Consider the following 23,126-nt stretch of genomic DNA (forward strand, 5'->3'; position numbering starts at 1 on the left):
TCGCGCCACCGGCGGTGTGCTGGACGATCTCAGCAGGAGATTCCACCAGTCACCTCTTAGTACTTCAGCAGGTTGGCGTCGTCGACGGACGCGGACCTGCGGGTTCGGAAGATCGTCACGATGATGGCCAGGCCGACGACGACCTCGGCCGCGGCCACCACCATCACGAAGAACGCGATGATCTGGCCCTCCAGGTTGCCGTTCTGCCTGGCGAAGGTGACGAACGCGAGGTTGCAGGCGTTGAGCATGAGCTCGACGCACATGAACACCACGATCGCGTTGCGCCTGATCAGCACGCCGAGCGCGCCGATCGCGAACAGCACACCCGACAGGATCAGGTAGTGGGTCGTCACTTGGTCACCTCGTTGGTCGTCTCCTCGGCGTCATCCTCGGCCGTGTGCTTGATGGCCTCGGCGAGCTTCGGGTCCTCGGGGAGGTGGCCGTGCTCGACGTCGTAGCGGGCGATGTAGCGGTTGACCGACGACTCCGCGACCGAGCCGTCGGGCAGCAGCGCCGGCATGTCGATGGCGTTGTTCCTGGCGTAGGTGCCGGGGCCGGGCAGCGGCGAGGGACGCTCGCCGAGGAACCGGGCGCGCGAGAGGTCCTTCTGCGTGGCCTTCTCGGTGAACTTCTCCCGGTGCGCCAGGACCATCGCGCCCAGGGCGGCGGTGATCAGCAGGGCCGAGGTGACCTCGAACGCGAAGACGTACTTGGTGAACAGCAGCAGCGCGATCGAGCGGACGTAGCCGCCCTGCGCCGTGGCCTGCGCCAGGCCGGCCTCACCGGAGAAGATCGCGTTGCCCACCGCCAGGATGATCAGGACGGCGAAGCCGAGGGCCGCGAGGGCGCCCCAGAAGCGCTGGCCCCTCAGCGTCTCCACGAAGGAGTCGGAGGAGTCCACGCCCACCAGCATGAGCACGAACAGGAACAGCATCATGATGGCGCCGGTGTAGACGATGATCTGCACCGCGGCGAGGAAGGGCGCGTCCTGGACGGCGTAGAGCACCGCGAGGCAGAGCATCACGGTGCCGAGCATCAGCGCTGAGTAGACGGCCTTCCTGTTGAAGACCATGCCGAGCGCCGCGCCGACGGATACGACGGCGAGAACCCAGAATGTGATGGTCTCACCCATTGGTTCGTCCCAGCCGGTAGTAGTCCTCTTCGGTCTCGCCGAGACGCATCGGGTGGGGCGGCTGCTCCATGCCCGGCGTCAGGTCCGCGAGGAGCATCTCCTTGGTGTAGATGAGGCTCTCGCGGCTGCTGTCGGCGAGCTCGTACTCGTTGGTCATGGTGAGCGCGCGGGTCGGGCAGGCCTCGATGCACAGGCCGCACAGGATGCACCGCAGATAGTTGATCTGGTACGTGCGCCCGTAACGCTCACCCGGCGAGAAGCGCTCCTCGTCGGTGTTGTCCGCGCCCTCGACGTAGATCGCGTCCGCCGGACACGCCCACGCGCACAGCTCGCACCCGACGCACTTCTCCAGCCCGTCCGGCCAGCGGTTGAGCTGGTGACGACCGTGGAAGCGAGGAGCCGTCGGCTTCTTGACCTCCGGGTAGTTGGTCGTGACGGGCTTCTTGAACATCGTGTGGAAGGTGACCCCGAAGCCCTTGACGGGGTTCAGCCAATCAGTTAGTCCCACTGGGAATCTCCTTGTGCTGCACCCCGTGGTAGTGCGGCAGATCGAGCGGCGGCACAGGGAAGCCGCCGGCCGTCGGCTCGTCGGACAGTTGCTCGAACTCGGCCTCCACCTCGGCCTTGCGCGCCTCCTTGCGCCGCTGGTTGACGGTGTCGAACCGCATCCAGATGGCCAGCGCGCCGACCACGATGACCGCGCCGATCACGATGCCGACCGTCTTGTTGCCCTCGTTGACGACCACGTTGCGAGCCGCGGCGACGAGCAGGATCCAGGCCAGGTTCACCGGGATCAGCACCTTCCAGCCCAGGGACATGAGCTGGTCGTAGCGCACGCGCGGCAGCGAGGCACGCACCCACACGATGAAGCTGAAGGTCAGCACGAACTTGATGAAGAACCACAGCACCGGCCACCAGCCCGTGTTGGCGCCGTCCCACAGGGAGATCGGCCACGGGGCCCGCCAGCCGCCCAGGAACAGGGTGACCGCGATGCCCGAGGCGGTGAAGGTGTGCAGGTACTCGCCCATCATGATGAGCGCGAACTTCAGGGACGAGGAGTACTCGGTCTGGAAGCCGCCGACCAGCTCACCCTCGCCCTCGGGGAGGTCGAACGGGATTCGGGCGGCCTCGCCGAACATGCAGATCACGTAGATCACGAACGACGGGATCAGCAGGAAGACGAACCAGCCCTGCTCGCCCTGCGCCTTGACGATCTCGGAGGTGGACAGCGTCCCGGCGAACAGGAAGATCGCCACGAACGACAGGCCCATCGCGATCTCGTACGAGACCACCTGCGCCGCCGACCGCAGACCGCCCAGCAGCGCGTACGGCGAGCGCGACGACCAGCCGGCCAGCACCACGCCGTAGACCGAGATGGCGCCCATGGCCAGCATGAACAGCACCGCCACCGGCAGGTCGACGAGCTGCAGCGGCGTCTGGACGCCGAACAGGTTGACCATCGGCGCGAACGGCACGATCGAGAAGGCCAGGAACGCCGGCACGACCATGATCACGGGGGCCAGCAGGTAGAGCACCTTGTCCACGGTCCGCGGGAAGATGTCCTCCTTCAGACCCATCTTGATGCCGTCGGCCACCGACTGGAGCAGACCGAACTTGCCGGCCCGGTTGGGGCCGTAGCGGTGCTGCATCCGCGAGATCAGCTTGCGCTCGTACCAGACGCCGAACAGGATGCCCAGCATCAGGAAGGCGAACAGCATCACGGCCTTGATGATGGTGATCCACAGCGGGTCCTTGCCGAAGTCGGCAAGGGTGGGATCGGCCGCGAGAACGTGGGTCATGATGCGCTCCCGATCGTGACGATGTCGCCGGCCAGCGCGCGCAGGTCGCGCGTGACCGAGCAGCCGCCGGAGTTCGCCGGCACCCAGACCACCCGGTCGGGCAGGTCGGCGACGCGGACCGGCAGCGTGACCGCGTTGGGGCCGGGGCCGCCGACGACGAGCTTGTCGCCGTCGATGACGCCGATCTCGGCCGCAGTGGCCGCCGACACCAGCGCCTCGGTGGCGCGGGCGGTGCCGGCCAGGTACGGCTCGCCGTCCTGGAGCCTGCCCTCGTCGAGCAGCAGGTGCCAGGTCGCCAGCAGCGCCTCGCCGGCCGCCGGGGCGGCCTGGGCGCGGGTGGCGGTGCTCGGCGCGGCGACGCGGACCCCGCGCCAGGCGCCGAGGCTGGCCAGCTCGCGCCGGACGGCCTTGGCGTCCGGCAGGCCGAGGTGCACGTCCATGCGGTCGGCGAGGTTGCCGATGACGGCCAGGTCGCTCTGGAGGCCGGGCACGCGCAGCGGCGCCTCGAACGAGCGGCCCCTGCCCTCCCAGTTGACGAACGTGCCGCCCTTCTCCTGCACCGCCGCGACCGGCAGCACCACGTCGGCGCGGTCGGTGACGGCGCTGGCGCGGATCTCCAGGCTGACGATGAACGGCGTGTTCTCCAGCGCCTCCAGCGCGGCGGCCGGGTCGGCCAGGTCGTGCGGGTCAACGCCGGCCACGACCAGCGCGTCGATCTCGCCGGCGCGGGCGGCGGCGATGATGCCGTCGGTGTCGCGGCCGGGCACGGCGGGCAGCGAGCCCACGTTCCAGACCCTGGCGACCTCGGTCCTGGCGGCCTCGTCGTCCACGGGACGGCCGATCGGCAGCAGGTTGGGCAGCGCGCCGGCTTCGAGCGCGCCGCGCTCACCGGCCCTGCGCGGCACCCAGGCCAGCCGGACGCCGGAGCCGGCGCCGAGGCGGACCAGGGCCGACAGCGCGCCCGGCACGGTGGCCAGCCGCTCGCCGGCCAGCACGATCGTGCCCTCGGCCAGCGTGCCGACCAGGTCGCCGATCGCGTCGGCCTCGGCGCCCGGGGCGGTGGCGATGAGCGTGCCGCCCATCTTGGCCAGCCCGGCGGAGGCGAACGGCGCGATCGCGGTGACCTTCAGCCCCTTCTTCTGCCACGCCTTGCGCAGGCGCAGGAAGACGATCGGCGACTCCTCCTCGGGCTCGAACCCGACGAGCAGCACGGCCGGAGCCTTCTCAAGGTCGGTGTAGCTGATCTCGATGCCCTTGCCGGCGACCGCGTGCGCCAGGAACTGCGCCTCCTCGGCGGAGTGCGGACGGGCGCGGAAGTCGATGTCGTTGCTGCCCAGCGCGACCCGGGCGAACTTGCTGTAGGCGTAGGCGTCCTCGACCGTGACCCGGCCGCCGACCAGCACGCCGGCCCGGCCGCGGGCGGCGGCCAGACCCTCGGCGGCGACCGCCAGCGCCTCCGGCCACGAGGCGGGCACGAGCACGCCTTCCTCGTTGCGCACCAGAGGCGTCTTGAGCCGGTCGGGCTGGGTGGCGTAGGAGAAGGCCCAGCGGCCCTTGTCGCAGTTCCACTCCTCGTTCACCTGCGGGTCGTTGCCCGCCAGGCGGCGGGTCACCCGGCCGCGCCGGTGGTCGGTGCGCAGGGAGCAGCCCGACGCGCAGTGCTCGCACGCGCTCGGCGTGGAGACCAGGTCGAACGGGCGCGCCCGGAACCGGTAGGCCGCGCCGGTGAGCGCGCCGACCGGGCAGATCTGCACCGTGTTGCCGGAGAAGTAGGAGTTGAACGGCTTGCCGTCGGCGACCCGGACCTGCTCCTTGGCGCCGCGCTCGAAGAACTCGATGAGCGGGTCGCCGGCGATCTGGTCGGAGAAGCGGATGCAGCGGGCGCACTGGACGCAGCGCTCACGGTCGAGCAGCACCTGCGTGGACAGCGGCAGCGGCTTGGGGAACGTGCGCTTCTGCTCCTGGAACCGCGACTCGCCCTGGCCGTTCGACATGGCCTGGTTCTGCAGGGGGCACTCGCCGCCCTTGTCGCAGACCGGGCAGTCGAGCGGGTGGTTCATCAGCAGCAGCTCCATGGCCCCGCGCTGCGCCTTCTCGGCGACCGGCGAGGTGAGCTGGGTCTGCACGACCATGCCCTCGGCGACCTCGATCGCGCAGGACGGCTGCGGCTTGGGGAAGCCGCGGCCGTTGCCCGCGTCGGGGATGTCGACGAGGCACTGGCGGCAGTTGGCCGCCGGGTCGAGCAGCGGGTGGTCGCAGAACCGGGGGATCTGGATGCCCAGCAGCTCGGCGGCCCTGATGATCAGGGTGCCCTTGGGGACACTGACCTGGAACCCGTCGATGGTGAGGGTCACCAGGGTGGTTTCTGTTTCTACGACGGTCACTGCTCACCCCAGAGAGTGGACTTCTTCGGGTCGAACGGGCAGCCGCCGATCTCGAAGTGCTTGAGGTACTCCTCGCGGAAGTACTTCACCGAGGAGTGGATCGGGCTGGTCGCGCCGTCGCCGAGGGCGCAGAACGAGCGGCCGAGGATGTTGTCCGCGATGTCGGTGATCGTGGACAGGTCCTCCTCGGTGCCCTGGCCCTTCTCCAGGCGCTTGAGCACCTGCTTGAGCCAGTACGTGCCCTCGCGGCACGGCGTGCACTTGCCGCAGGACTCGTGGGCGTAGAACTCGGTCCAGCGCAGCACCGTGCGGACCACGCAGGTGGTCTCGTCGAAGATCTGCAGCGCGCGGGTGCCGAGCATCGAGCCCTTGGCGCCGACGGCCTCGAAGTCGAGCGGCACGTCGAGGTGCTCGTCGGTGAAGATCGGCGTGGACGAGCCGCCCGGGGTCCAGAACTTGATCTGGTGCCCCTCGCGGATGCCGCCGGCCATGTCGAGCAGCTCGCGCAGCGTGATGCCGAGCGGGGCCTCGTACTGGCCGGGCCTGGTGACGTGGCCGCTGAGGGAGAAGATGCCGAAGCCCTTGGACTTCTCGGTGCCCATCGAGGCGAACCAGTCGGCGCCGTTGCTGATGATCGAGGGAACACTGGCGATCGACTCGACGTTGTTCACGACAGTCGGCGAGGCGTACAGGCCCGCCACGGCCGGGAACGGGGGCTTGAGTCGCGGTTGACCTCTGAAGCCCTCCAGCGAGTCGAGCAGCGCCGTCTCCTCGCCGCAGATGTACGCGCCGGCGCCGCTGTGCACGACGAGCTCCAGGTTGTACCCGGAGCCGAAGATGTCCTCGCCCAGGAAGCCCTTCTCGTACGCCTCGCGCACGGCCGCGTGCAGCCGTCGGATGACGTGCAGCACCTCGCCGCGCACGTAGATGAAGGCGTAGTTGGCCCTGATCGCGAACGCGGTGATGATGACGCCCTCGACCAGCGAGTGCGGGTTGGCCATCATCAGCGGGATGTCCTTGCAGGTGCCCGGCTCCGACTCGTCGGCGTTGACGACGAGGTAGTGGGGCTTGCCGTCGCCCTGCGGGATGAATCCCCACTTCATGCCGGTGGGGAAGCCCGCGCCGCCGCGGCCGCGCAGGCCGGAGTCCTTGACCGCCTGGATGACGGCGTCGGGGTCCATGCCCAGCGCCTTCTTGGCCGCCTTGTAGTCACCGCCGTAGCCGTCGAGGGTGAAGGAGTCGGCCTGGTCCCAGTTGGCGGTCAGGACCGGGGTCAGTGTGGTGCTCATGCCTCGGGGGCCTTCCATCCGTTGGCCTTGGCCACCTTCAGGCCCTCCAGCGAGGGGCCGGCGGCCGACGGGCCGTCGCCCGCCAGGTCGTCGGGCAGGCCCGCGAGCACGCGCGAGGCCTCCTTGAAGGTGCAGAGCTTCTTCGGTCCGCGGGTCGGCCGCACGTCCTTGCCGTCACGCAGGTCGTCGACGAGCTGCTTGGCCGAGTCGGGGGTCTGGTTGTCGAAGAACTCCCAGTTGACCATCATGACCGGGGCGAAGTCGCAGGCCGCGTTGCACTCCAGGCGCTCCAGCGAGATCTTGCCGTCGCCGGTGGTCTCCTCGTGGCCGACGCCGACGTGCTCGGACAGCTCGTCCCAGATCTCGTCGCCGCCCATGACGGCGCACAGCGCGTTGATGCAGACGCCGACGTGGTAGTCGCCGGCCGGCTTGCGCTTGTACATCGTGTAGAAGGTGGCCACGCCGGTGACCTCGGCCTTGCTCAGGCCCAGCATCTCGGCGCAGAACTCCTTGCCGTCGTCGGAGACGTAGCCGTCGGCCGACTGCACGAGGTGGAGCAGCGGCAGCAGGGCGGACCGCGTCTTGGGGTAGCGGCCGATGATCTCCTTGGCGTCCTGTTCGAGACGCTCGCGGACTTCCGGTGAGTAAGTCACCGGTCCACACCTCCCATGACGGGGTCGATAGAAGCCACCGCGGCGATCACGTCGGCGACCTGGCCGCCCTCCGCCATGGCGGGGAAGCCCTGCAGGTTGCAGAAGGAAGGCTCGCGGAAGTGCACGCGGTACGGGCGGGTGCCGCCGTCGCTGACGACGTGCGCCCCGAGCTCGCCCTTGGGCGACTCGATGCTCGCGTACGCCTGGCCGGCCGGGACCCGGAAGCCCTCGGTCACCAGCTTGAAGTGGTGGATCAGGGCCTCCATCGAGCTGCCCATGATGTGCGCGATGTGGTCGGGCGAGTTGCCGAAGCCGTCGGGGCCGAGCGCGAGCTGCGCGGGCCAGCCGATCTTCTTGTCCTCGATCATGACCGGGTCGCCCTTGAGCGGGCCGGCGATGCGGTCGAGAGCCTGCTCGATGATCTTGAGCGACTCCTCCATCTCCCGCATGCGCACGAGGTAGCGCGAGTAGACGTCGCAGCCGCGCTCGGTGGCGACCTCGAACTCGTACGTCTCGTAGCCGGAGTAGGGCTGCGACTTGCGCAGGTCCCAGGGCAGCCCGGCGGCGCGCAGGATCGGGCCGGTGATGCCCAGCGCCATGCAGCCGGTCAGGTCGAGGTAGCCCACGTCCTTGGTGCGGCGCACGTAGACGGGGTTCTCGTCGAGGAGCTTGCGGATGTCCTTGATCCGCTTGGGCATCTCCTTGAGGAACTCGCCCACCTTGTCGACCGCGCCCGCGGGCAGGTCGACGCTGACGCCGCCCGGCCTGACGTAGGCGTGGTTCATGCGCAGACCCGTGATGTACTCGAACAGGTCCATGATCATTTCACGGTCGCGGTAGCCGAACAGGAACGGCGTGGTCGCGCCCAGCTCCATGCCGAACGTGCCCATCGCGACCAGGTGCGAGGCGATGCGGTTGAGCTCCATCATCATCACGCGGATGGCCTGCGCCCGCTCGGGCACGCGGTCGGTGATGCCGAGCAGCTTCTCCACGCCCATGCAGTACGCGGTCTCGTTGAAGATCGGCGAGAGGTAGTCCATGCGGGTCACGAACGTGGTCCCCTGGGTCCACGTCCGGTACTCCATGTTCTTCTCGATGCCGGTGTGCAGGTAGCCGATGACGCTGCGCGCCTCGGTGACCGTCTCACCGTCGAGCGTCAGGACCAGGCGGAGCACGCCGTGCGTGGACGGGTGCTGCGGGCCCATGTTGACGACCAGGCGCTCTTCCTCGGTGTCGCGCGCGCCGCCGACGACCTCGTCCCAGTCTCCGCCGGTGACCGAGTAGACCTTGCCCTCTGTCGCCTCGTCATAAGCGGTGCTCATGAGTAAGACCTCCTCTGGTCCGGCGAGGGGATGGTGGCGCCCCGGTACTCGACCGGGATGCCGCCGAGCGGGTAGTCCTTGCGCTGCGGGTGACCGTCCCAGTCATCCGGCATCATGATCCGGGTGAGCGACGGATGGCCGTCGAAGACGATTCCGAAGAAGTCGTACGTCTCCCGCTCATGCCAGTCATGACCAGGGTAAACGCCCACGGTCGATGGAATGTGCGGGTCGGTGTCCGGTGCGCTGACCTCCAGGCGCACGCGCCTGTTGTGGGTGATCGAGCACAGGTGGTAGACGGCGTGCAGCTCCTCGCCCTTCAGGTGCGGGTAGTGCACCCCGGAGACGCCGAGCGACAGCTCGAAACGCAGGGCCGGGTCGTCGCGCAGCTTCTGGGCGACCTCCACCAGACGCTCGCGGCGGACGTGCAGGGTCAGCTCGCCGCGGTCGACCACGACGCGCTCGATGGCGTCGTCGAGGGCGAGGGCGTCGACCAGCTCGTCGAAGTAGCCGCCGTACGGGCGGGGCGTGGAGATCTGCGGCGCCCGGCGAACGACGAGACCGCCGTAGCCGGAGGTGTCGCCGGAGTCGTGCGCGCCGAACATGCCGTGCCGGGCGACGGGCGCCTCGGGGACGGCCGGGACCGAGGCGGCCTCGGGGGCCTCCCCGCTCTCCGGGCTCCCGGGAAGGTGGTCGGGCGAGGTCACTTTCCGGCCCCCTGGTCGATCAGCGGCAGCGTGCGCAGCGCCCGCAGTTCGAGGTCCTCGATCTGCTTGGCGCGGTGAGCGCCGAACTTCATGTTCTGGATCTTGTCGTGCAGCTTCACGATCGCGTCGATCAGCATCTCGGGCCGCGGCGGGCAGCCGGGCAGGTAGATGTCGACCGGCACGACGTGGTCGACGCCCTGCACGATGGCGTAGTTGTTGAACATGCCGCCGCTGGAGGCGCACACGCCCATGGCGATGACCCACTTGGGCTCGGCCATCTGGTCGTAGATCTGCCGCAGGACGGGCGCCATCTTCTGCGACACGCGCCCGGCGACGATCATGAGGTCGGCCTGGCGAGGAGACGCCGAAGCGCGCTCCATGCCGAAGCGCGCCAGGTCGTAGTGGGGGCCACCGGTGGCCATCAGCTCGATGGCGCAACACGCGAGGCCGAACGTGGCCGGCCACACCGAGCTCTTCCGCGCCCATCCTGCGGCGGCTTCGACCGTGCTGAGGATGAACCCGCTGGGGAGTTTCTCTTCAAGTCCCATTTTCAGTCCCAGTCCAGACCCTTGCGGCGCCACACGTACGCGTACGCGACGAGCACGGTGACGATGAACAGCAGCATCTCGACCAGCGCGAACAGCCCGAGGCCGGACGCGATGGTGGTGCCCGCGTCGTTCTTCAGCGGCGCGAAGGAGACCGCCCACGGGTAGAGGAAGATGATCTCGATGTCGAACACGATGAAGAGCATCGCGGTGATCATGTATTTGAGCGGGAACCGTCCGCCACCGACCGGCTGGGGCGTCGGCTCGATGCCGCATTCATAGGCGTCAAGCTTGGCGCGGTTCCAGCGCTTGGGTCCGGTGAAGGGAGCGATGGCGACCGAGAAGATCGCGAAGCCCCCCGCGAGAACGGCGAGCACCAGGATGGGCACGTAAAGGTCCATCGCTACGCCTCCTCTGGAGTCGCCGCGCGCGCGGGCGCGCAGCTTGATGTGTCTGTCGTGGGAATCATGCTGGTGGGGCGACCTTCGAGAGAGCGTTGATGATCATGTCGGACGCATCGCCTCGCCGGTCGGTGAGATTACCAAGGAGCTTGAGCGCGAAGCGCATCAGCCTCGGGTGTGGCAGGCCGTGCCTGGTCCCGAAGCTCATCACACCCGGCTTCCCAATCGCCTCGACGAACAACCTCCCTAGTGTGAAGTAGCCGCCGTAGGCGTCCTTCATCACCTGGGGGTAGGTCCTCAGGATCCGCTCGCGCTGTGCGGGAGTGGTGTCCTTGAGTGCCTTCGCGATGATCTCGGCGGCGATCTCGCCGGTCTCCATGGCGTAGGCGATGCCCTCGCCGTTGAACGGGTTGATGGACCCGCCGGAGTCACCCACGAGGATAAGACCCCGGGTGTAGTGCGGCTGCCTGTTGAAGGCCATCGGGAGAGCGGCGCCGCGGATGGGGGCCGTCATGTTCTCCTCGGTGAAGCCCCAGTCGGCCGGCATGGCCCTGCACCAGCGCTTCAACAGGTCGCGGTAGTCGATGTTGCCGAACTGGGCGCTGGTGTTGAGCAGCCCGAGCCCGACGTTGGCGGTGCCGTCGCCGACCCCGAACACCCAGCCGTAGCCGGGCAGCAGGGTGTCGCCGTCCCACAGCTCCAGCCAGGTCTCCAGGTAGTCGTCGTCGTGGCGGGGGCTCTCGAAGTAGGTGCGGACGGCCACGCCCATGGGCCGGTCCTCCCGCTTGTGCAGGCCCATGCCGATCGCCAGGCGGGTGCTGTTGCCGTCGGCCGCCACGACCACCCGGCTGCGGTACGTCGCGCCGTCCTTGGTGCGCACGCCGACGATGTGCCCGCTGCGGTCGTCGAGCACCGGCCCGGTCACGGTGACGCCCTCCATGAGGCGCACGCCGTTCTTGACCGCGTTGGCCGCGACGATCTGGTCGAAGTCCTTGCGGGTGCGGACCAGGCCGAAGTCGGGGAAGCGCTCCAACTGCGGCCAGTCGAGCTCGAAGCGGAGGCCGCCGCCGACGACGCGCAGGCCCTTGTTCCTGATCCAGCCGGGCGCGTCGATGTCGACGCCCATGTTGAGCAACTGCTTGACGGCACGTGGCGTCAGGCCGTCGCCGCAGACCTTCTCGCGGGGGAACCTGGTCTTCTCCAGGAGCAGCACGTCGAGACCGGCCTGAGCGAGGTAAAAGGCGGTTGCGGAACCGGCGGGACCGGCGCCGACGACGATGACGTCGGCGTCAGCCTGTATGGCTGGTGGCACGGTCACTGGACTGTCCTGTCCTACACGCTCGAAGGCCTCGGGGTCTTGCGCCTTCGTTCCTTTGTGAACCCCTTCACAAACTTGTCGGCCCGCAGTCTACTGCTTTTCCTGTACATAGTGGCAGTCGGGGTACGGATCCTGGACACAAGAAGGCCCTCCGTCGTCAACGAAGGGCCGGGCACGGGAACGTCAGACTTCGAACTCGGCGTTGCGCACTCCGCCCGAGAGGTCTTTCGAGTCACGCGACAGCCCGTCGCCGGTCGTGCTCCGGGCGAACTCGACGCACTCGCCGGCGGCCGCGCTGAGACTGCTCCTGCGCCGTCCGCCCGGCGAGACAGTGGGGCCGCTCATCGGACGGACTACCTCCCGAGTCTCATTGGTCTGGACCAATGACGGTAGCCAACAGAAGATCGGCCGGACCTGCAAGACGCGCCGCGATAACCATGTCGTTACGATTGATCTGCCGACGACGCGATGAATTCCCGCGATTCCTCCTCGTCCATGGCGGTGTCCCGAAGCGCCGGCGCGGCACGGCCTCGTCGAGCGCGGTCGAGCAGCGCAGCGGCGGCTCCTCCATCAGCAGCCGGCGGGGCTCCTTCCGAGAAATCGAGAGATATGCCCACAAAGTGCGATGGCAATCCTCGCCCCTGGTTTCGTCCCGGAAAGAGGCCCTGAAGTCATCCCAGCGGGAATTGCACGCGGCTTCCCTCCGACACATCAAAGCCGAGACGGGCGGAAAGCCGGAAAACGATTCCAGGAACTCCCGCCATGGCCGCCCGCCTCGCGGCTCAGGCGGGCTTGAACGCCCGGTGGACGGCGACGATGCCCATCGTCAGGTTGCGCCAGGCGACCCGCTCCCAGCCGGCGTCGCCGATCGTCCGGGCCAGCGCCCGCTGGTCGGGCCAGTCCCTGATGGACTCGGCCAGGTAGTCGTAGGAGTCGTCGTTGGAGCCGAACACCTTGGCCACCTTGGGCAGGGCCCTCATCAGGTATTCGCGGTAGACCAGGTCGAACGGCCCGAACGTGACGTGCGAGAACTCCAGGATCACCAGCCGGCCGCCCGGCCTGGTCACGCGGAGCATCTCGCGCAGCGCCTGCGAGGTGTCGTGCACGTTGCGCAGCGCCACCGAGATCGTCACCGCGTCGAAGACGTCGTCGGCGAACGGCAGCCGCATCGCGTCGCCGGCCACGAACGGGATGCCGGGCCCGCTCAGCGCGTTGCCGCCGTGCCGCTGCACGCCCGTGCGCAACATGCCGAGGGAGAAGTCGGAGGCCACCGCGCGGGCGCCGAGGCCGGTGAAGCTGTCGGTGGAGGTGCCGGTGCCGGCCCCCAGGTCGAGCACGACCTCGCCGGGCCCCGCGTCGACGGCGGCGGCCACGGCCTTGCGCCAGAGCCTGACCTGCCACAGCGAGGCCACGTCGTTGACCAGGTCGTAGCGCCGGGCGGTGCGATCGAACATCGCGGCGACCTCGTCCGGCTGCTTGTCCAACTGAGCGCGCGTCATGCGGACAAGAGTACTCAGGCGGCCCGTGCGGTATTCGCCGGGCGTTACGGCCTTTGACCAGCCACCACCGGGCCGCCGGCGAGCCCGGCCCTTGCGGCAATTGACGCAAAGTAGCGGCACCGCTACCGAACGTCTGCTAGTTGTTGGTGAATGCTTGCCCGTGTCGCCCTTGCGGCGATCATCGCCTCGGCCCCCGTCGCGCACTCCCGCGTGGTCTCGGCCGACCCGGTCGACAACACCCCCCACGTCCTCGACGGCATCGTCAACGCCATCGCGCTGGTCGGTGGCACCGTCGTCGTCGGCGGCTCGTTCAGCGAGGTCAGCGACGCCGGGCGCACGTACACGCTGCGCCGGGCCAACCTGTTCGCCTACGACCTGGCGACCGGCCGCATCCTGCGCGGCTTCGCGCCGTCCGTCGCCGGGCCGGTCTACGGGCTGGCCGCCGGCGACCACGGCACGGTCTACGTGGGCGGCGCCTTCCCCGGCGTCAACAACGTCGGTGCCCGCGCGCTCGCCCGGATCAACGTCGCCGACGGGCAGCTCGTCGACGGCTTCATGCCCCGGATCGACGGGGGCATGGTCACCGCCGTGGTCAGGAACGGCTCCAGGCTCTACGTCGGCGGCGACTTCGTCCGGCCGCGCGTCGCCCTGGCCGGGCTCGACGCCGCGACGGGCGTGGCCGACCCCGGCTTCGCCGTCACGCCGGGCGAGCCGCTCACGCCCAGGGTGAAGGTCCAGGCCCTCGCCCTGTCGGGCGGCCGGCTGGCGGTCGACGGCTCGTTCACCACGCTGGGCGGGCGGTCCCGGCCGCAGCTCGGGCTGATCGACGTCAGCGGGCCCGTGGCCAGGGTCGCCGACTGGCGCACCGAGGTCTACGCCCAGCGCTGCGCGGAGGCGTTCCCCTCCTACGTGCGCGGCCTGGACTTCGCACCCGACGGCCGCTCCTTCGTGGTGGTCACGACCGGGGGCCCGAAGGGCCGCATGTGCGACACGGCGGCCCGCTTCGAGACGTACGCCGCAGGCCCGGACGTCAGGCCGACCTGGACCAACGCCACCGGCGGCGACTCGCTCTACGCGGTGGCGGTCACCGGCTCAGCCGTGTATGTCGGCGGCCACCAGCGCTGGCTGGACAATCCGCAGGGCCGCGACTCGGCCGGCCCCGGAGCGGTGCCCCGCGAGGGCATCGGCGCCATTCATCCGCGTACGGGAAAGGCGCTCGCCTGGAATCCCGGCCGGGAGCGGGGCATCGGCGTGAAGGCATTTCTGGCGCACAAGACCGGCCTACTAGTCGGTAGTGACACAACGCGACTCGGACGGGAGTACCATGCCCGGATTGGCATGTTCCCCCTGCCCTAGTCGTCCTGCGGCTCCGGCCGGTCGATCCGGCCGCTGAGCCGTGCGCTGACGGCGTCACGCTGCCTCGACAGCAGCACGTAGCTGGCAATGCCGCTGATCACGAAAGCGGCTGCGAGCAGGAACAGCGGGTTTTGCAGGCCGACGAGGTACAGAACACCCAGGGTCACGACAAACAGGCCGATCCGCGACGCGGTGTAAACGAGAACGGGATGCACGGGTTCGAGGTTACTCGTCCCTGCGTAGCGGTCGCTCTTCGCATCGGACGCGAGCGCTGCTACTGTGCCCAGTAAGGGTGTTTCGTAAAGAAACACCCACGAGAGCCCCAAAGAGGCTCTATCATATAACAATCGGGCAGTCAGCTGATAACAACCCGTGATCTTTGTCGAAAACCACGGATAAATCAGGCTTCGCTCGACACACTGGTTACCTGTCCGCCCGCTGGCAGGAAGCGGGATGCGAGGGGGAGAGATTGGTGGAGAGTAGCAGCGAGCGTCTGCTGACCCCAGGAGAGGTTGCCGCCCTCTTCCGGGTAGACCCAAAGACGGTTACGCGCTGGGCTGCGGCAGGCCGCATCAGCAGTATCCGCACCCCCGGAGGGCACCGGCGCTTCCGCGAGTCGGAAGTGCACGCCCTTCTTCGAGGCGAGGACGTTCTCACGGCCGACAGGCCAGCAGGTGAGTCCCCGCGCGTCTGACGTTCCGTCTAGTCGGTGATCCTGAGATCCGCCAGGATCACCGCTGGCGGGACCTCAATCCGCCTCACGTCGTGAGGCCGTGGTCGAGCGTGCCTGCGGGCCACACTTCCCGACGGCAGGCACGGGGCGGCGCCAACCGCCGACCGTGGCTGGCGCCGGTCCTTCTCAGGCGTCCTCCTGGCTGGCTTTGAAGGCCAGGAACTCGCGTTCGAGGTCGTCGTTCTCCTCTTCCCAGCGACTGCGGCGCTCGGCCGCCTCCTCCTCGGTCAGCGACTCGGGCAGCCACTTGTCGTAGTCGGGATCGCCGGGCTGCACGTCCACGTACGCGTTGCCGATCAGACGCCCGTCTTCGCTGGTCAGGCTCTGCGGCACGCGCAGGGTCCCGTCAGCGAGCCGGATGACGTACATGGCTGATCACCTAGATTCCGTAGCGCCGGTTGAAGAAGAGCATGACGTCGAGCGCCATCCGTGTGTCGCCGCCGAGCATGTCGACCAGGGCCGGGCGCTGGCGGGCGGCGATGGCGGCGAAGGCGTCGGCGAAGAACTCCTTGCGGCCCAGGCCGTTGCCCTGCCGGTGGAAGGTCGAGGCCAGCTTGGGGAAGGCGTTCTCGTAGAGCCGGACGAACTCCGGCGAGTCCGACACCCATTCACCGTGGAACGAGTCCAGGTCGTCGATGGCGTGGCCGACCTCGTGCATCATCACGTCCGGCGTGGGTGAGGGGCGGTCGCCCACCACGATCTTGCGGTCGCCGTACGCGCCGGCGCAGATGTCCCAGGTGGCCCGGCCGGACGGGAGCGGCGCGCCGCGTAAGTAGCCCATGTCGTCGAGGTCGGGGACGCCGCCGGGGCCGACGTAGATGCCTTCGAGACCGGCGGCCAGCAGCTCCTTCAGCCGGTCGGGCAGCCGGGCCAGGCTCTCCACCGCGCGTACGGCGTCCTTGGAGGGCGGGCCGTGCCGGGCGTCCCACTGGCGGTGGAGGATCTTCTCCAGCTTGCCGCAGTGGCGCAGCCCGTCGCCGATGGAGGGGGCCTCCGGCCTGTTGGGCTGGGCCCTGGGCGGCGTGTCGTCGAGCTCGAAGTCGTACCAGGTGTAGCGGGGGCGTTCGGCGACGGCGGCGGGCAGGCGTGGCGCGCGCTCGCGCAGCGAGAGGCCGTCCCAGGTGACCTCGCGCCGCTGGGTGCCGCCGGGACGGGCGAACCGCTCCGGCTGCTGCTCCCTGCGCCGCTCGGCGTCCTTGAGCTGCTCTCTCGGGGCCTCCGGGCGGCTCTCCTTCCGTCGGGACCAGAAGGAACGGTCCGCGTCCGGAGGAGCCTCGTCACGCCGCGAGAACAGGTACGACCCGCGGCGCCACCAACGGCCGCGCCGATGTCGGCCCTTGTCGTGAGAAAAGGCCATCGCACCCCTTCACGCCGCGTCCATGGCGAACCGGGTTCCACGGTACGACGCCGATCTTCCCGAGTCATCCGAAACGGGACATCGTCCGACACGATCACGTCGCGGATGGCTTACAGTTCGGGCATGGCAGGTGTTCTGATCGGCCTGGCGTTGCTGGCCTTCTGGCTCTTCTCGCTCTTCGACGTCATCACCGCACCCGAGGAAGAGGTCAGGAACGTACCAAAGGCGCTGTGGGTCCTCATCGTCGTGCTGGTCCCGCTGCTCGGCGGCGTGATCTGGATGCTGCGCGGGCGGCCCAGGGCCGAGCGCGACCCGTGGCCGGTGCCGCCGGGCCCGGGCGCGCCGAAGGGCCCGGACGACGACCCCGACTTCCTGCGAGATCTCGACCGGCGGATGCGCGGCGAGGACTAACCGCTGACGTCGGCGTAGCTGTGCAGGCCGGAGATGAAGATGTTGACGCCGACCAGGTTGAAGATCAGGCACCCGAACGCCAGCAGCTGCACGATCATGGCGGCCCTGCCCCGCCAGCCGGCCGTCACCCTGGCGTGCAGGTAGGCCGCGTACGCCACCCAGGTGATGAACGACCAGACCTCCTTGGGGTCCCAGCCCCAGTAGCGGCCCCAGGCGCGGTCGGCCCAGAGCGCGCCGGCGATGACGGCGAACGTCCACAGCGGGAAGGCCAGCACGATCGCGCGGTGGGCCACCCGCTCCAGGTCGTCGCGGCTGGGCAGGCGCGACAGCCCCTCGCCGCGCACCAGGAACAGCACGCCCGACACGCCGGCCAGCGTGAACAGCCCGCTGGCCAGGATCGCCGCGGTGACGTGGATCGCGATCCAGTACGAGTTCAGCGCCGGCACCACGGGCCCGGCCGCCGTGTAGAGCACCTTGACCGCGAACCCGAGGCCGAGCGTGGCGGCGATCATGACGAACGCGCCCAGGAACCGCACGTTCTGGCGGACCTGAGTGAACAGGAACGCGGTCACGGCGGCGAAGCAGATGGCCACCACGAACTCGTACATGTTGCCCCACGGCCACCGGCCGACCGCCAGGCCGCGGGTGATGATGGCGCCGAGGTTGGCGGCCCACCCGATCCAGGCCAGCACGAGCGCGACCCGCCCGGCCCTGGCCCCGCCCGCCAGGACAGGCAGCGGATCGGCGGCGGGCGCCTCGGCCTCGGGCCCGGCGTCGCCTTCGGAGGGTGCGCCGACCGTGACGGGCTGCCGGGCGGCCCGCTTCACGGCCGCCTTGCCCAGGACGGCCCTTCCGAAGGCCAGCTCCATCGCGAAGCCCACCATGGCGATGATGTAGAGCAGGACGGCGCCGACGACGAAGTTGTCGCTCAGCCCGGCCAATTGCTCAGCGGACATGCTGTTCTCCTGCTGATAGAGCCTTGACGATCTCGGCGAACTCCTCGGCGAAGCCCGCCGCGGAGCCCTCGGTACGGGTCAGGCCGCCCACGTCGACCCGCCCTTCCCTGACCCGCACCCAGACGCGCCGGCGGCGGATCATCAACGACAGCGCGATGGCGACCACCGCGACGGCCGCGGCGATCAGCGCGGGCACGCGCCCGGGGTCGTAGGCGGTCTGGAGCGTGATCCACTCCTTGACGCCGGTGAACTCCAGCTTCCCCGCCCCGCCGGGCAGCTCGGCGGACTCCCCCACCGACAGCGGCTTGGTCGCGAACGATCCCCGCACGACGGGCACGACCTTGCCGTCGAGCTCGTCCGGCAGGATCTTGTAGACCGACTGCGGCTTGCCCGACCGCATGCCGAGGTCGCCCACGTAACCGCCGAGGAGCTGCACCTGCGGCTGGAGCTCGCCGGGGAAGGCCGAGGCGTAGTTGCCGTCGGTCAGCGGCACGCTGGTGGGCAGGAAACGCAGCAGGAACCCGAGCTGGGACGGCTGCGCGTCGGGCGCCTTGACGACGCACGACGAGGTCAGCGTGGCCTTCTGGTCGATCAGGCAGGCCACGGGCCCTTCGTAGGCGACCTGGCCCTTGCCGTCGGTGACCTTGAAGACGGGCGCGTAGCCGTGGCCGATCAGGTACGTCTGCGTCCCGTCGACCTCCAGCGGGTCGTTGACCTTGAGCTCGTAGTCGCGGGCGGGCGCGCCGGGCTCGTCGTGCACCTTCAGGTAGGCGGAGTAGTCGAGCTCCTGGCCCTTCTTGTCGCCCTCGACCTGGTAGGTGGCCTTGAAGTCGGTCAGCTCGAACGAGAACGGCTGGAGCGACTCGGCCGAGACCCGGCTGCCGGGGATGAACCTGTCGTAGGCGGCCACGGTGTTGGCGAAGCCGTCGCCCTCCACGACCAGGACGTTGCCGCGGTAGCCGTACAGGGAGCCGAAGCCGACGGCGAGCAGGATGCCGATCAGCGCGACGTGGAAGAACAGGTTGCCGGTCTCGCGCAGGTAACCCTTCTCGGCGGCCACCCAGCCGTCGCCGGTGACGACGCGGAAGCGCATCCTGCGCAGCCGCCCGGCGGCCTCCTCCACCGTGAGGTCGCCCTCGAAGGAGTCGGAGTGGGGCAGCCGGGACAGGTTCTTGGGCGCGGCGGGCGGCTTGCGGCGCAGCTCGCGCAGGTAGGTGGCGGTGCGCGGGATGATGCAGCCGACGAGCGAGGTGAACAGCAGCAGGTAGACGGCGGCGAACCAGACCGAGGTGAACACCTCGAAGAGCTGGAAGCGGTCGTACCACTCGGCCAGGGTGGGGTTCTGCTGGTAGAGCTGGGCCACCTTGTCGGGTTCGACGCTGCGCTGGGGCACCAGCGAGCCCGGGATCGAGCCGAGCGCCAGCAGGAAGAGCAGGATCAGCGCGGTCTTCATCGAGGTGAGGGTGCGCCAGCCCCACCGGAGCCAGCCGACCGGCCCCAGCCTGGCCTGCCGCGGCTCGCGCTCCTCGCGCACCAGCTCGTCGACGCTCATCAGATCACCGGCTCGAACGCGCCGATGAGCCCCTGCATGGCCGCGATCATCGCACCCCACAGTCCGGTGACGAGCAGCAGCCCGACGGCCACCATCATGCCCCCGCCGATCCTGGTGATCAGCCGGGTGTGCTTGCGCACGGCCTGGAACGTGCGCAGGGCCTTGCTGTAGGCCAGGGCGGCGGCCACGAACGGCAGCCCGAGGCCCAGCGCGTAGGCCACGGCCAGCAGCGCGCCGCGCGAGGCGCTGCCCTCGTTGAGCCCGAGCGTGAGCACGACGGCCAGCGTGGGGCCGATGCACGGCGTCCAGCCGAGGCCGAACACCACGCCGAGCAGCGGCGCGCCGGCCAGGCCCGCGGCCGGCAGCTTGTGGATGCGCACGTCGCGCATCAGGCCGGGCAGCACGCCGAGGAAGGCCAGCCCGAGCAGGATCGTCAGGACGCCGAGCACCCGCGTGATGACCTGGGCGTTGCCCAGCATGATCGAGCCGAGCCCGCCGAACAGCGCGCCGCTGAGCACGAACACCAGCGCGAACCCGGCCACGAACAGCACCGTGCCGAGCACCAGCCGCCCCCGCTTGGGGTCGGCGCTCATGCCCGTCACGTACGACAGATAGCCCGGCACCAGCGGCAGCACGCACGGCGACAGGAACGACACCACCCCGGCCAGCAGCGCGATCGGCACCGCGAGCAGCAACGAGCCCGAGGCGACGACGTCACTCATCGCGCACCTTGGTCACCGTGTTCATCAGGTCGGTGTACTTGACCGCCCCGAGCGCCCTGGCCGCGATGCGGCCCTGCTTGTCGATGACCAGCGTGGACGGGATCGCCGCGGGCGGCACGGTGCCCTGGAAGGACAGCGCGACCTTGCCGGGCTGGTCGAAGATGTGGGAGTAGCCGGTCTGCTCGGTGCGCTCGAAGGCGAGGGCGTCGGCCTGGCGGTCCTTGAAGTCGATGCCGATGAACTGCACGTCGCCCTTGGTCTTGGCGGCGACCTCCTTGAGCACCGGCGCCTCGGCCCGGCACGGGCCGCACCACGAGGCCCAGAAGTTGATCACCACGACCTTGCCCTTGTGGGCGGCCAGCGAGGCCGTGCCGCCGTCGAGCGTGGGGCCCTCGACCGGCGGGGCCGCCTTGCGGTCGGCGGCGTCGAAGACCTGCATCTTGCCGTCGCCCGCGACGAACCGGGTGTCGCCCACCTGGGGCTGCCCGCTCTGGTTTGCCGCGCAGCCCGCGGCCAGCGCCGCCAGGAGAACGAGGGAGATGGACGTCGCGCGCACGGAGGATGATCTCCTTGTACTACAACCGGTAGAGCTTGCAACTCTACCGGCGGGCAGACATGGCCCCGACATCAGGCCCCTGGTATCGACGGCCCCGAACTCAGCGACCCGGCCGGCTCGCTGTAGCCGACGCTGACCAGGCGGTCGCCCTCGAAGGTGAAGGTGGTGAGGCTGGCCAGCGCGCACTGCCTGCGGCGCGGGTCGTGCCAGAGCCGGCGGCCCTCGGCGGCCATCCTGATCGTCCAGATCGGGAGCTGGTGGCTGACCAGCACGGCCTCGTGCCCGCGCGCGGCCGCCCTGGCGTCGTCGACGGCCGCCTTCATGCGCGCCACGATCGCCGGGTACGCCTCGCCCCACGACGGGCGCAGCGGGTTCCAGAAATAGCGGTAGTTGCGCGGGTTGCGAAGGATGGCCAGCCCCTGGCCGACCGGACGGCCCTGCAGCATGTTCGCCGCTTCGAGCAGGCGGTCGTCCTTGGTCACGTCGAGGCCGAGCTTGTCGGCGAGCGGGGCCGCGGTCTCCAGCGCGCGTTCGAGCGGCGAGCTGTGGACGGCGACGATGTCGCGGCCGCCGACGGCCTTGGCGACCGTCTCGGCCATGAGCCTGCCGGTGTCGGACAGGTGGTAGCCGGGCAGCCTGCCGTACAGGATGCCGCCGGGATTGTGCACCTCACCGTGGCGCAAAAGGTGGACGACGGTGGTTTCAGCCATGGTGTGCCACAGCCTATCCGTTTCGATGCCGGTCATAGTCAGGGGCTGCCTGGTCCGGCATTTCGCGCGGAGGTATGGTCGGGACGACTGCGCCTAGGGTTCCGCGTCCGGTCCGCCTCCCCCGTCACACAACCAGGGCCGGAAGACAGGTCCGAGCGGCGCCGCGGCCCGCCGGGCCGTACAGCTGACGGGACAAAAGCCTGGAGGCTCCTCTCCGTCACCCCTGGAAGGAGTCGCCCGGATGAGCCCTTGGGCGCTGGTCCTCATTCTCGTCGCCGCCGTCGCGCACGCCACCTGGAACCTGCTGAGCAAGAAGGCGGCCCAGGCCGACGGCATCGTCTTCCTCTGGCTGATCGGGGTCGTGGCCACGGTGGTGTGGAGCCCGCTGTTCGCCGGGTTCCTGCTGGTCACGGGGACCCGGCTGTCGTGGGGCGACCTGGCGGTGATCTGCGGCAGCACGGCCCTGCACCTGGGGTACTTCGTGCTGCTCCAGCGCGGCTACGGCGCGGGCGACCTGTCGCTGGTCTACCCCGTCGCCCGCGGGACGGGGCCGATGCTGGCCAGCCTGGTCGCCGTGTTGTTCCTGGACGAGCACCCGGCGCCGGCCGGCGTGGCCGGGATCGTGCTCGTCGGGGTCGGGGTGTTCATGATGAGCGGCGGCGCGGCCGGGCGGGGCGACCTGCGGGGGCTGGTGTCGGGGCTGGTCGTGGGGCTGTTCATCGCCGGGTACACGGTGTGGGACTCGCAGGTGGTCAGCGCGTTCGCGGTGGCGCCGATCATGCTCAACTACCTCGGGGAGGTCGGGCGGGCGCTGGCGCTCACGCCGTTCGTCGCCGGGGCCAGGCGGCGGCTGGTCGGGTCCGTGTGGCGGGAGCACCGGTCGCGGATCGTGGGGGCGGCGTTCCTGATCTTCCTGTCGTATTTGCTGGTCCTGATCGCGTTCACGATGGCGCCGGTGAGCGTGGTGGCGCCGGCGCGCGAGGTGAGCGTGCTGATCGCGGTGCTGCTCGGCGGGCGGCTGCTGGCCGAGGGCGACCTGCGGCGGCGGCTGCTGGCGGCGGGCGTGATCCTCGGCGGCGTGGTGGCGATCGCGCTCAGCTGAGCGCGGCCCGGCAGGGTGCACGGCAGGGTGCGCAGCCGGGTGCTCAGCTGACCGCCCAGGCGTTCTCCTGCTCGCGGCTGACGCCGATCAGGGCCTCGACCGTGGCCCTGATCGCGGGACGGCGGGCCGCGTCGGTGCGCCACACCGCGTAGATGCGGCGCGTCTGCCGCGGCATGATCGGGACCAGCCGCACGCCGTCGGGCACGCAGTCGCGGCCCAGGCGCGGCACGATCGCGCAGCCGAGCCCGGCGGCGACCAGCGCGAGCTGGGTGGGGTACTCGTCGGCCATGCAGGCGATCTCCGGCTCCAGCGAGGCGTTGCGCAGCGTGAAGACCAGCCAGTCGTGGCAGACCGTGCCGGGCGACGAGCTGATCCACCGCTCGCCGTGCAGCTCGGCCAGCCCCACCTCCCTGCGCCCGGCCAGCGGATGGTCGGCGGGGATGGCGACGTCGGCCACGTCGTCGAGCAGCGTGGCCCTGGACAGGCCCTCGGGCATGGCGATGGGCCGGTTGAGCCAGTCCTGCATCACGCCCAGGTCCAGCTCGCCCCTGGCCACCTCGCGCAGCACCCGTTCCGGCTCGCGCTCGTAGAGCTGCACGCGCAGGTCGGGGTGGTGCCTCTTGAG

Annotated in this window: 27 protein-coding genes; 4 read left to right on the plus strand and 23 right to left on the minus strand. The window is 69.7% G+C overall.

Annotated elements, in window-relative coordinates; translation table 11 throughout:
* Positions 1 to 56: 56 nt before the first annotated feature.
* The 14 genes from nuoK to ACWCSD_RS00730 form a co-directional block, all read right to left on the minus strand.
* On the minus strand, positions 57 to 353 hold the full coding sequence (nuoK, locus tag ACWCSD_RS00665; protein ID WP_352322504.1) for an NADH-quinone oxidoreductase subunit NuoK: 297 nt from the start codon (positions 351 to 353) through the stop codon (positions 57 to 59).
* Positions 350 to 1,132, minus strand: coding sequence for an NADH-quinone oxidoreductase subunit J (locus tag ACWCSD_RS00670; protein WP_352357243.1), 783 nt, complete (start codon positions 1,130 to 1,132; stop codon positions 350 to 352). Before ACWCSD_RS00670 ends, nuoK begins: the two co-directional genes overlap by 4 nt.
* Entirely contained in the window at positions 1,125 to 1,640 is a 516-nt protein-coding gene (gene nuoI, locus ACWCSD_RS00675) for an NADH-quinone oxidoreductase subunit NuoI (protein ID WP_352357245.1), read from the minus strand. The genes ACWCSD_RS00670 and nuoI overlap by 8 nt, the downstream gene beginning before the upstream one ends.
* Positions 1,627 to 2,931: an NADH-quinone oxidoreductase subunit NuoH gene (gene nuoH / locus ACWCSD_RS00680; RefSeq protein ID WP_352322507.1), complete on the minus strand. Its 1,305-nt coding sequence runs from the start codon at positions 2,929 to 2,931 to the stop codon at positions 1,627 to 1,629. The genes nuoI and nuoH overlap by 14 nt, the downstream gene beginning before the upstream one ends.
* On the minus strand, positions 2,928 to 5,315 hold the full coding sequence (locus ACWCSD_RS00685) for an NADH-quinone oxidoreductase subunit G (RefSeq protein ID WP_449912225.1): 2,388 nt from the start codon (positions 5,313 to 5,315) through the stop codon (positions 2,928 to 2,930). The genes nuoH and ACWCSD_RS00685 overlap by 4 nt, the downstream gene beginning before the upstream one ends.
* Positions 5,312 to 6,604: an NADH-quinone oxidoreductase subunit NuoF gene (gene nuoF / locus ACWCSD_RS00690; RefSeq protein ID WP_352322509.1), complete on the minus strand. Its 1,293-nt coding sequence runs from the start codon at positions 6,602 to 6,604 to the stop codon at positions 5,312 to 5,314. Before nuoF ends, ACWCSD_RS00685 begins: the two co-directional genes overlap by 4 nt.
* On the minus strand, positions 6,601 to 7,257 hold the full coding sequence (gene nuoE / locus ACWCSD_RS00695) for an NADH-quinone oxidoreductase subunit NuoE (RefSeq protein WP_387678071.1): 657 nt from the start codon (positions 7,255 to 7,257) through the stop codon (positions 6,601 to 6,603). The genes nuoF and nuoE overlap by 4 nt, the downstream gene beginning before the upstream one ends.
* Complete coding sequence (locus ACWCSD_RS00700) at positions 7,254 to 8,579, minus strand: NADH-quinone oxidoreductase subunit D (protein ID WP_358290248.1); 1,326 nt, start codon at positions 8,577 to 8,579, stop codon at positions 7,254 to 7,256. Before ACWCSD_RS00700 ends, nuoE begins: the two co-directional genes overlap by 4 nt.
* On the minus strand, positions 8,576 to 9,181 hold the full coding sequence (locus ACWCSD_RS00705; protein WP_358290768.1) for an NADH-quinone oxidoreductase subunit C: 606 nt from the start codon (positions 9,179 to 9,181) through the stop codon (positions 8,576 to 8,578). The genes ACWCSD_RS00700 and ACWCSD_RS00705 overlap by 4 nt, the downstream gene beginning before the upstream one ends.
* A gap of 98 nt (positions 9,182 to 9,279) precedes the next feature.
* The gene (locus ACWCSD_RS00710; RefSeq protein WP_352322512.1) at positions 9,280 to 9,831 is read right to left on the minus strand and encodes a NuoB/complex I 20 kDa subunit family protein; all 552 of its coding nucleotides are present in this window, start codon (positions 9,829 to 9,831) and stop codon (positions 9,280 to 9,282) included.
* 2 nt (positions 9,832 to 9,833) lie between these two features.
* Complete coding sequence (locus ACWCSD_RS00715) at positions 9,834 to 10,229, minus strand: NADH-quinone oxidoreductase subunit A (protein WP_352322513.1); 396 nt, start codon at positions 10,227 to 10,229, stop codon at positions 9,834 to 9,836.
* 64 nt (positions 10,230 to 10,293) lie between these two features.
* Complete coding sequence (locus ACWCSD_RS00720) at positions 10,294 to 11,547, minus strand: geranylgeranyl reductase family protein (protein WP_352322514.1); 1,254 nt, start codon at positions 11,545 to 11,547, stop codon at positions 10,294 to 10,296.
* Between the two features lie 183 nt (positions 11,548 to 11,730).
* Complete coding sequence (locus tag ACWCSD_RS00725; RefSeq protein WP_449912229.1) at positions 11,731 to 11,892, minus strand: DUF397 domain-containing protein; 162 nt, start codon at positions 11,890 to 11,892, stop codon at positions 11,731 to 11,733.
* Between the two features lie 437 nt (positions 11,893 to 12,329).
* Positions 12,330 to 13,046, minus strand: a complete 717-nt coding sequence (locus tag ACWCSD_RS00730; protein WP_364327303.1) for a demethylmenaquinone methyltransferase — start codon at positions 13,044 to 13,046, stop codon at positions 12,330 to 12,332.
* Positions 13,047 to 13,196: 150 nt separating this feature from the next.
* Here ACWCSD_RS00730 and ACWCSD_RS00735 point away from each other — a divergent pair, with 150 nt between their 5' ends.
* On the plus strand, positions 13,197 to 14,402 hold the full coding sequence (locus ACWCSD_RS00735; RefSeq protein WP_449912231.1) for a hypothetical protein: 1,206 nt from the start codon (positions 13,197 to 13,199) through the stop codon (positions 14,400 to 14,402).
* Here ACWCSD_RS00735 and ACWCSD_RS00740 read toward each other — a convergent pair.
* Entirely contained in the window at positions 14,399 to 14,617 is a 219-nt protein-coding gene (locus ACWCSD_RS00740; RefSeq protein ID WP_352357263.1) for a DUF4229 domain-containing protein, read from the minus strand. The genes ACWCSD_RS00735 and ACWCSD_RS00740 overlap by 4 nt on opposite strands.
* A gap of 257 nt (positions 14,618 to 14,874) precedes the next feature.
* On the opposite strand from ACWCSD_RS00740, the gene ACWCSD_RS00745 reads away from it, so the two are divergent.
* Positions 14,875 to 15,096, plus strand: coding sequence for a BldC family transcriptional regulator (locus ACWCSD_RS00745; RefSeq protein WP_026214226.1), 222 nt, complete (start codon positions 14,875 to 14,877; stop codon positions 15,094 to 15,096).
* A 165-nt stretch (positions 15,097 to 15,261) separates the two neighbouring features.
* On the opposite strand, the gene ACWCSD_RS00750 is transcribed toward ACWCSD_RS00745, so the two are convergent.
* Entirely contained in the window at positions 15,262 to 15,504 is a 243-nt protein-coding gene (locus ACWCSD_RS00750) for a hypothetical protein (RefSeq protein WP_357966334.1), read from the minus strand.
* Positions 15,505 to 15,514: 10 nt separating this feature from the next.
* Complete coding sequence (locus ACWCSD_RS00755) at positions 15,515 to 16,492, minus strand: hypothetical protein (protein ID WP_449912234.1); 978 nt, start codon at positions 16,490 to 16,492, stop codon at positions 15,515 to 15,517.
* A gap of 123 nt (positions 16,493 to 16,615) precedes the next feature.
* Between ACWCSD_RS00755 and ACWCSD_RS00760 the strand changes: the two genes are divergently transcribed.
* Positions 16,616 to 16,903 carry a PLDc N-terminal domain-containing protein gene (locus ACWCSD_RS00760; protein ID WP_352322521.1) on the plus strand — a complete coding sequence of 96 codons (288 nt, stop codon included), beginning with the start codon at positions 16,616 to 16,618 and terminating at the stop codon, positions 16,901 to 16,903.
* On the opposite strand, the gene ccsA is transcribed toward ACWCSD_RS00760, so the two are convergent.
* The 5 genes from ccsA to ACWCSD_RS00785 form a co-directional block, all read right to left on the minus strand.
* On the minus strand, positions 16,900 to 17,859 hold the full coding sequence (gene ccsA / locus ACWCSD_RS00765; protein WP_449912237.1) for a cytochrome c biogenesis protein CcsA: 960 nt from the start codon (positions 17,857 to 17,859) through the stop codon (positions 16,900 to 16,902). The two genes, ACWCSD_RS00760 and ccsA, sit on opposite strands and share 4 nt — an antisense overlap.
* Positions 17,849 to 19,411, minus strand: a complete 1,563-nt coding sequence (gene resB, locus ACWCSD_RS00770) for a cytochrome c biogenesis protein ResB (RefSeq protein WP_449912239.1) — start codon at positions 19,409 to 19,411, stop codon at positions 17,849 to 17,851. The genes ccsA and resB overlap by 11 nt, the downstream gene beginning before the upstream one ends.
* The gene (locus ACWCSD_RS00775; protein ID WP_364327320.1) at positions 19,411 to 20,133 is read right to left on the minus strand and encodes a cytochrome c biogenesis CcdA family protein; all 723 of its coding nucleotides are present in this window, start codon (positions 20,131 to 20,133) and stop codon (positions 19,411 to 19,413) included. Before ACWCSD_RS00775 ends, resB begins: the two co-directional genes overlap by 1 nt.
* Positions 20,126 to 20,689: a TlpA family protein disulfide reductase gene (locus tag ACWCSD_RS00780; RefSeq protein ID WP_357966320.1), complete on the minus strand. Its 564-nt coding sequence runs from the start codon at positions 20,687 to 20,689 to the stop codon at positions 20,126 to 20,128. The genes ACWCSD_RS00775 and ACWCSD_RS00780 overlap by 8 nt, the downstream gene beginning before the upstream one ends.
* A gap of 71 nt (positions 20,690 to 20,760) precedes the next feature.
* Positions 20,761 to 21,399: a histidine phosphatase family protein gene (locus ACWCSD_RS00785; RefSeq protein WP_358290273.1), complete on the minus strand. Its 639-nt coding sequence runs from the start codon at positions 21,397 to 21,399 to the stop codon at positions 20,761 to 20,763.
* Positions 21,400 to 21,640: 241 nt separating this feature from the next.
* Here ACWCSD_RS00785 and ACWCSD_RS00790 point away from each other — a divergent pair, with 241 nt between their 5' ends.
* Positions 21,641 to 22,501 (plus strand): EamA family transporter, encoded by an 861-nt coding sequence (locus ACWCSD_RS00790; protein ID WP_397154608.1) that lies wholly within the window; start codon positions 21,641 to 21,643, stop codon positions 22,499 to 22,501.
* A gap of 43 nt (positions 22,502 to 22,544) precedes the next feature.
* Here the strand turns inward: ACWCSD_RS00790 and ACWCSD_RS00795 are convergent.
* The coding region (locus ACWCSD_RS00795) for a LysR substrate-binding domain-containing protein (RefSeq protein ID WP_449912243.1) at positions 22,545 to 23,126 on the minus strand (582 nt) is incomplete at its 5' end.

Source organism: Nonomuraea sp. NPDC001684 (assembly GCF_053596515.1).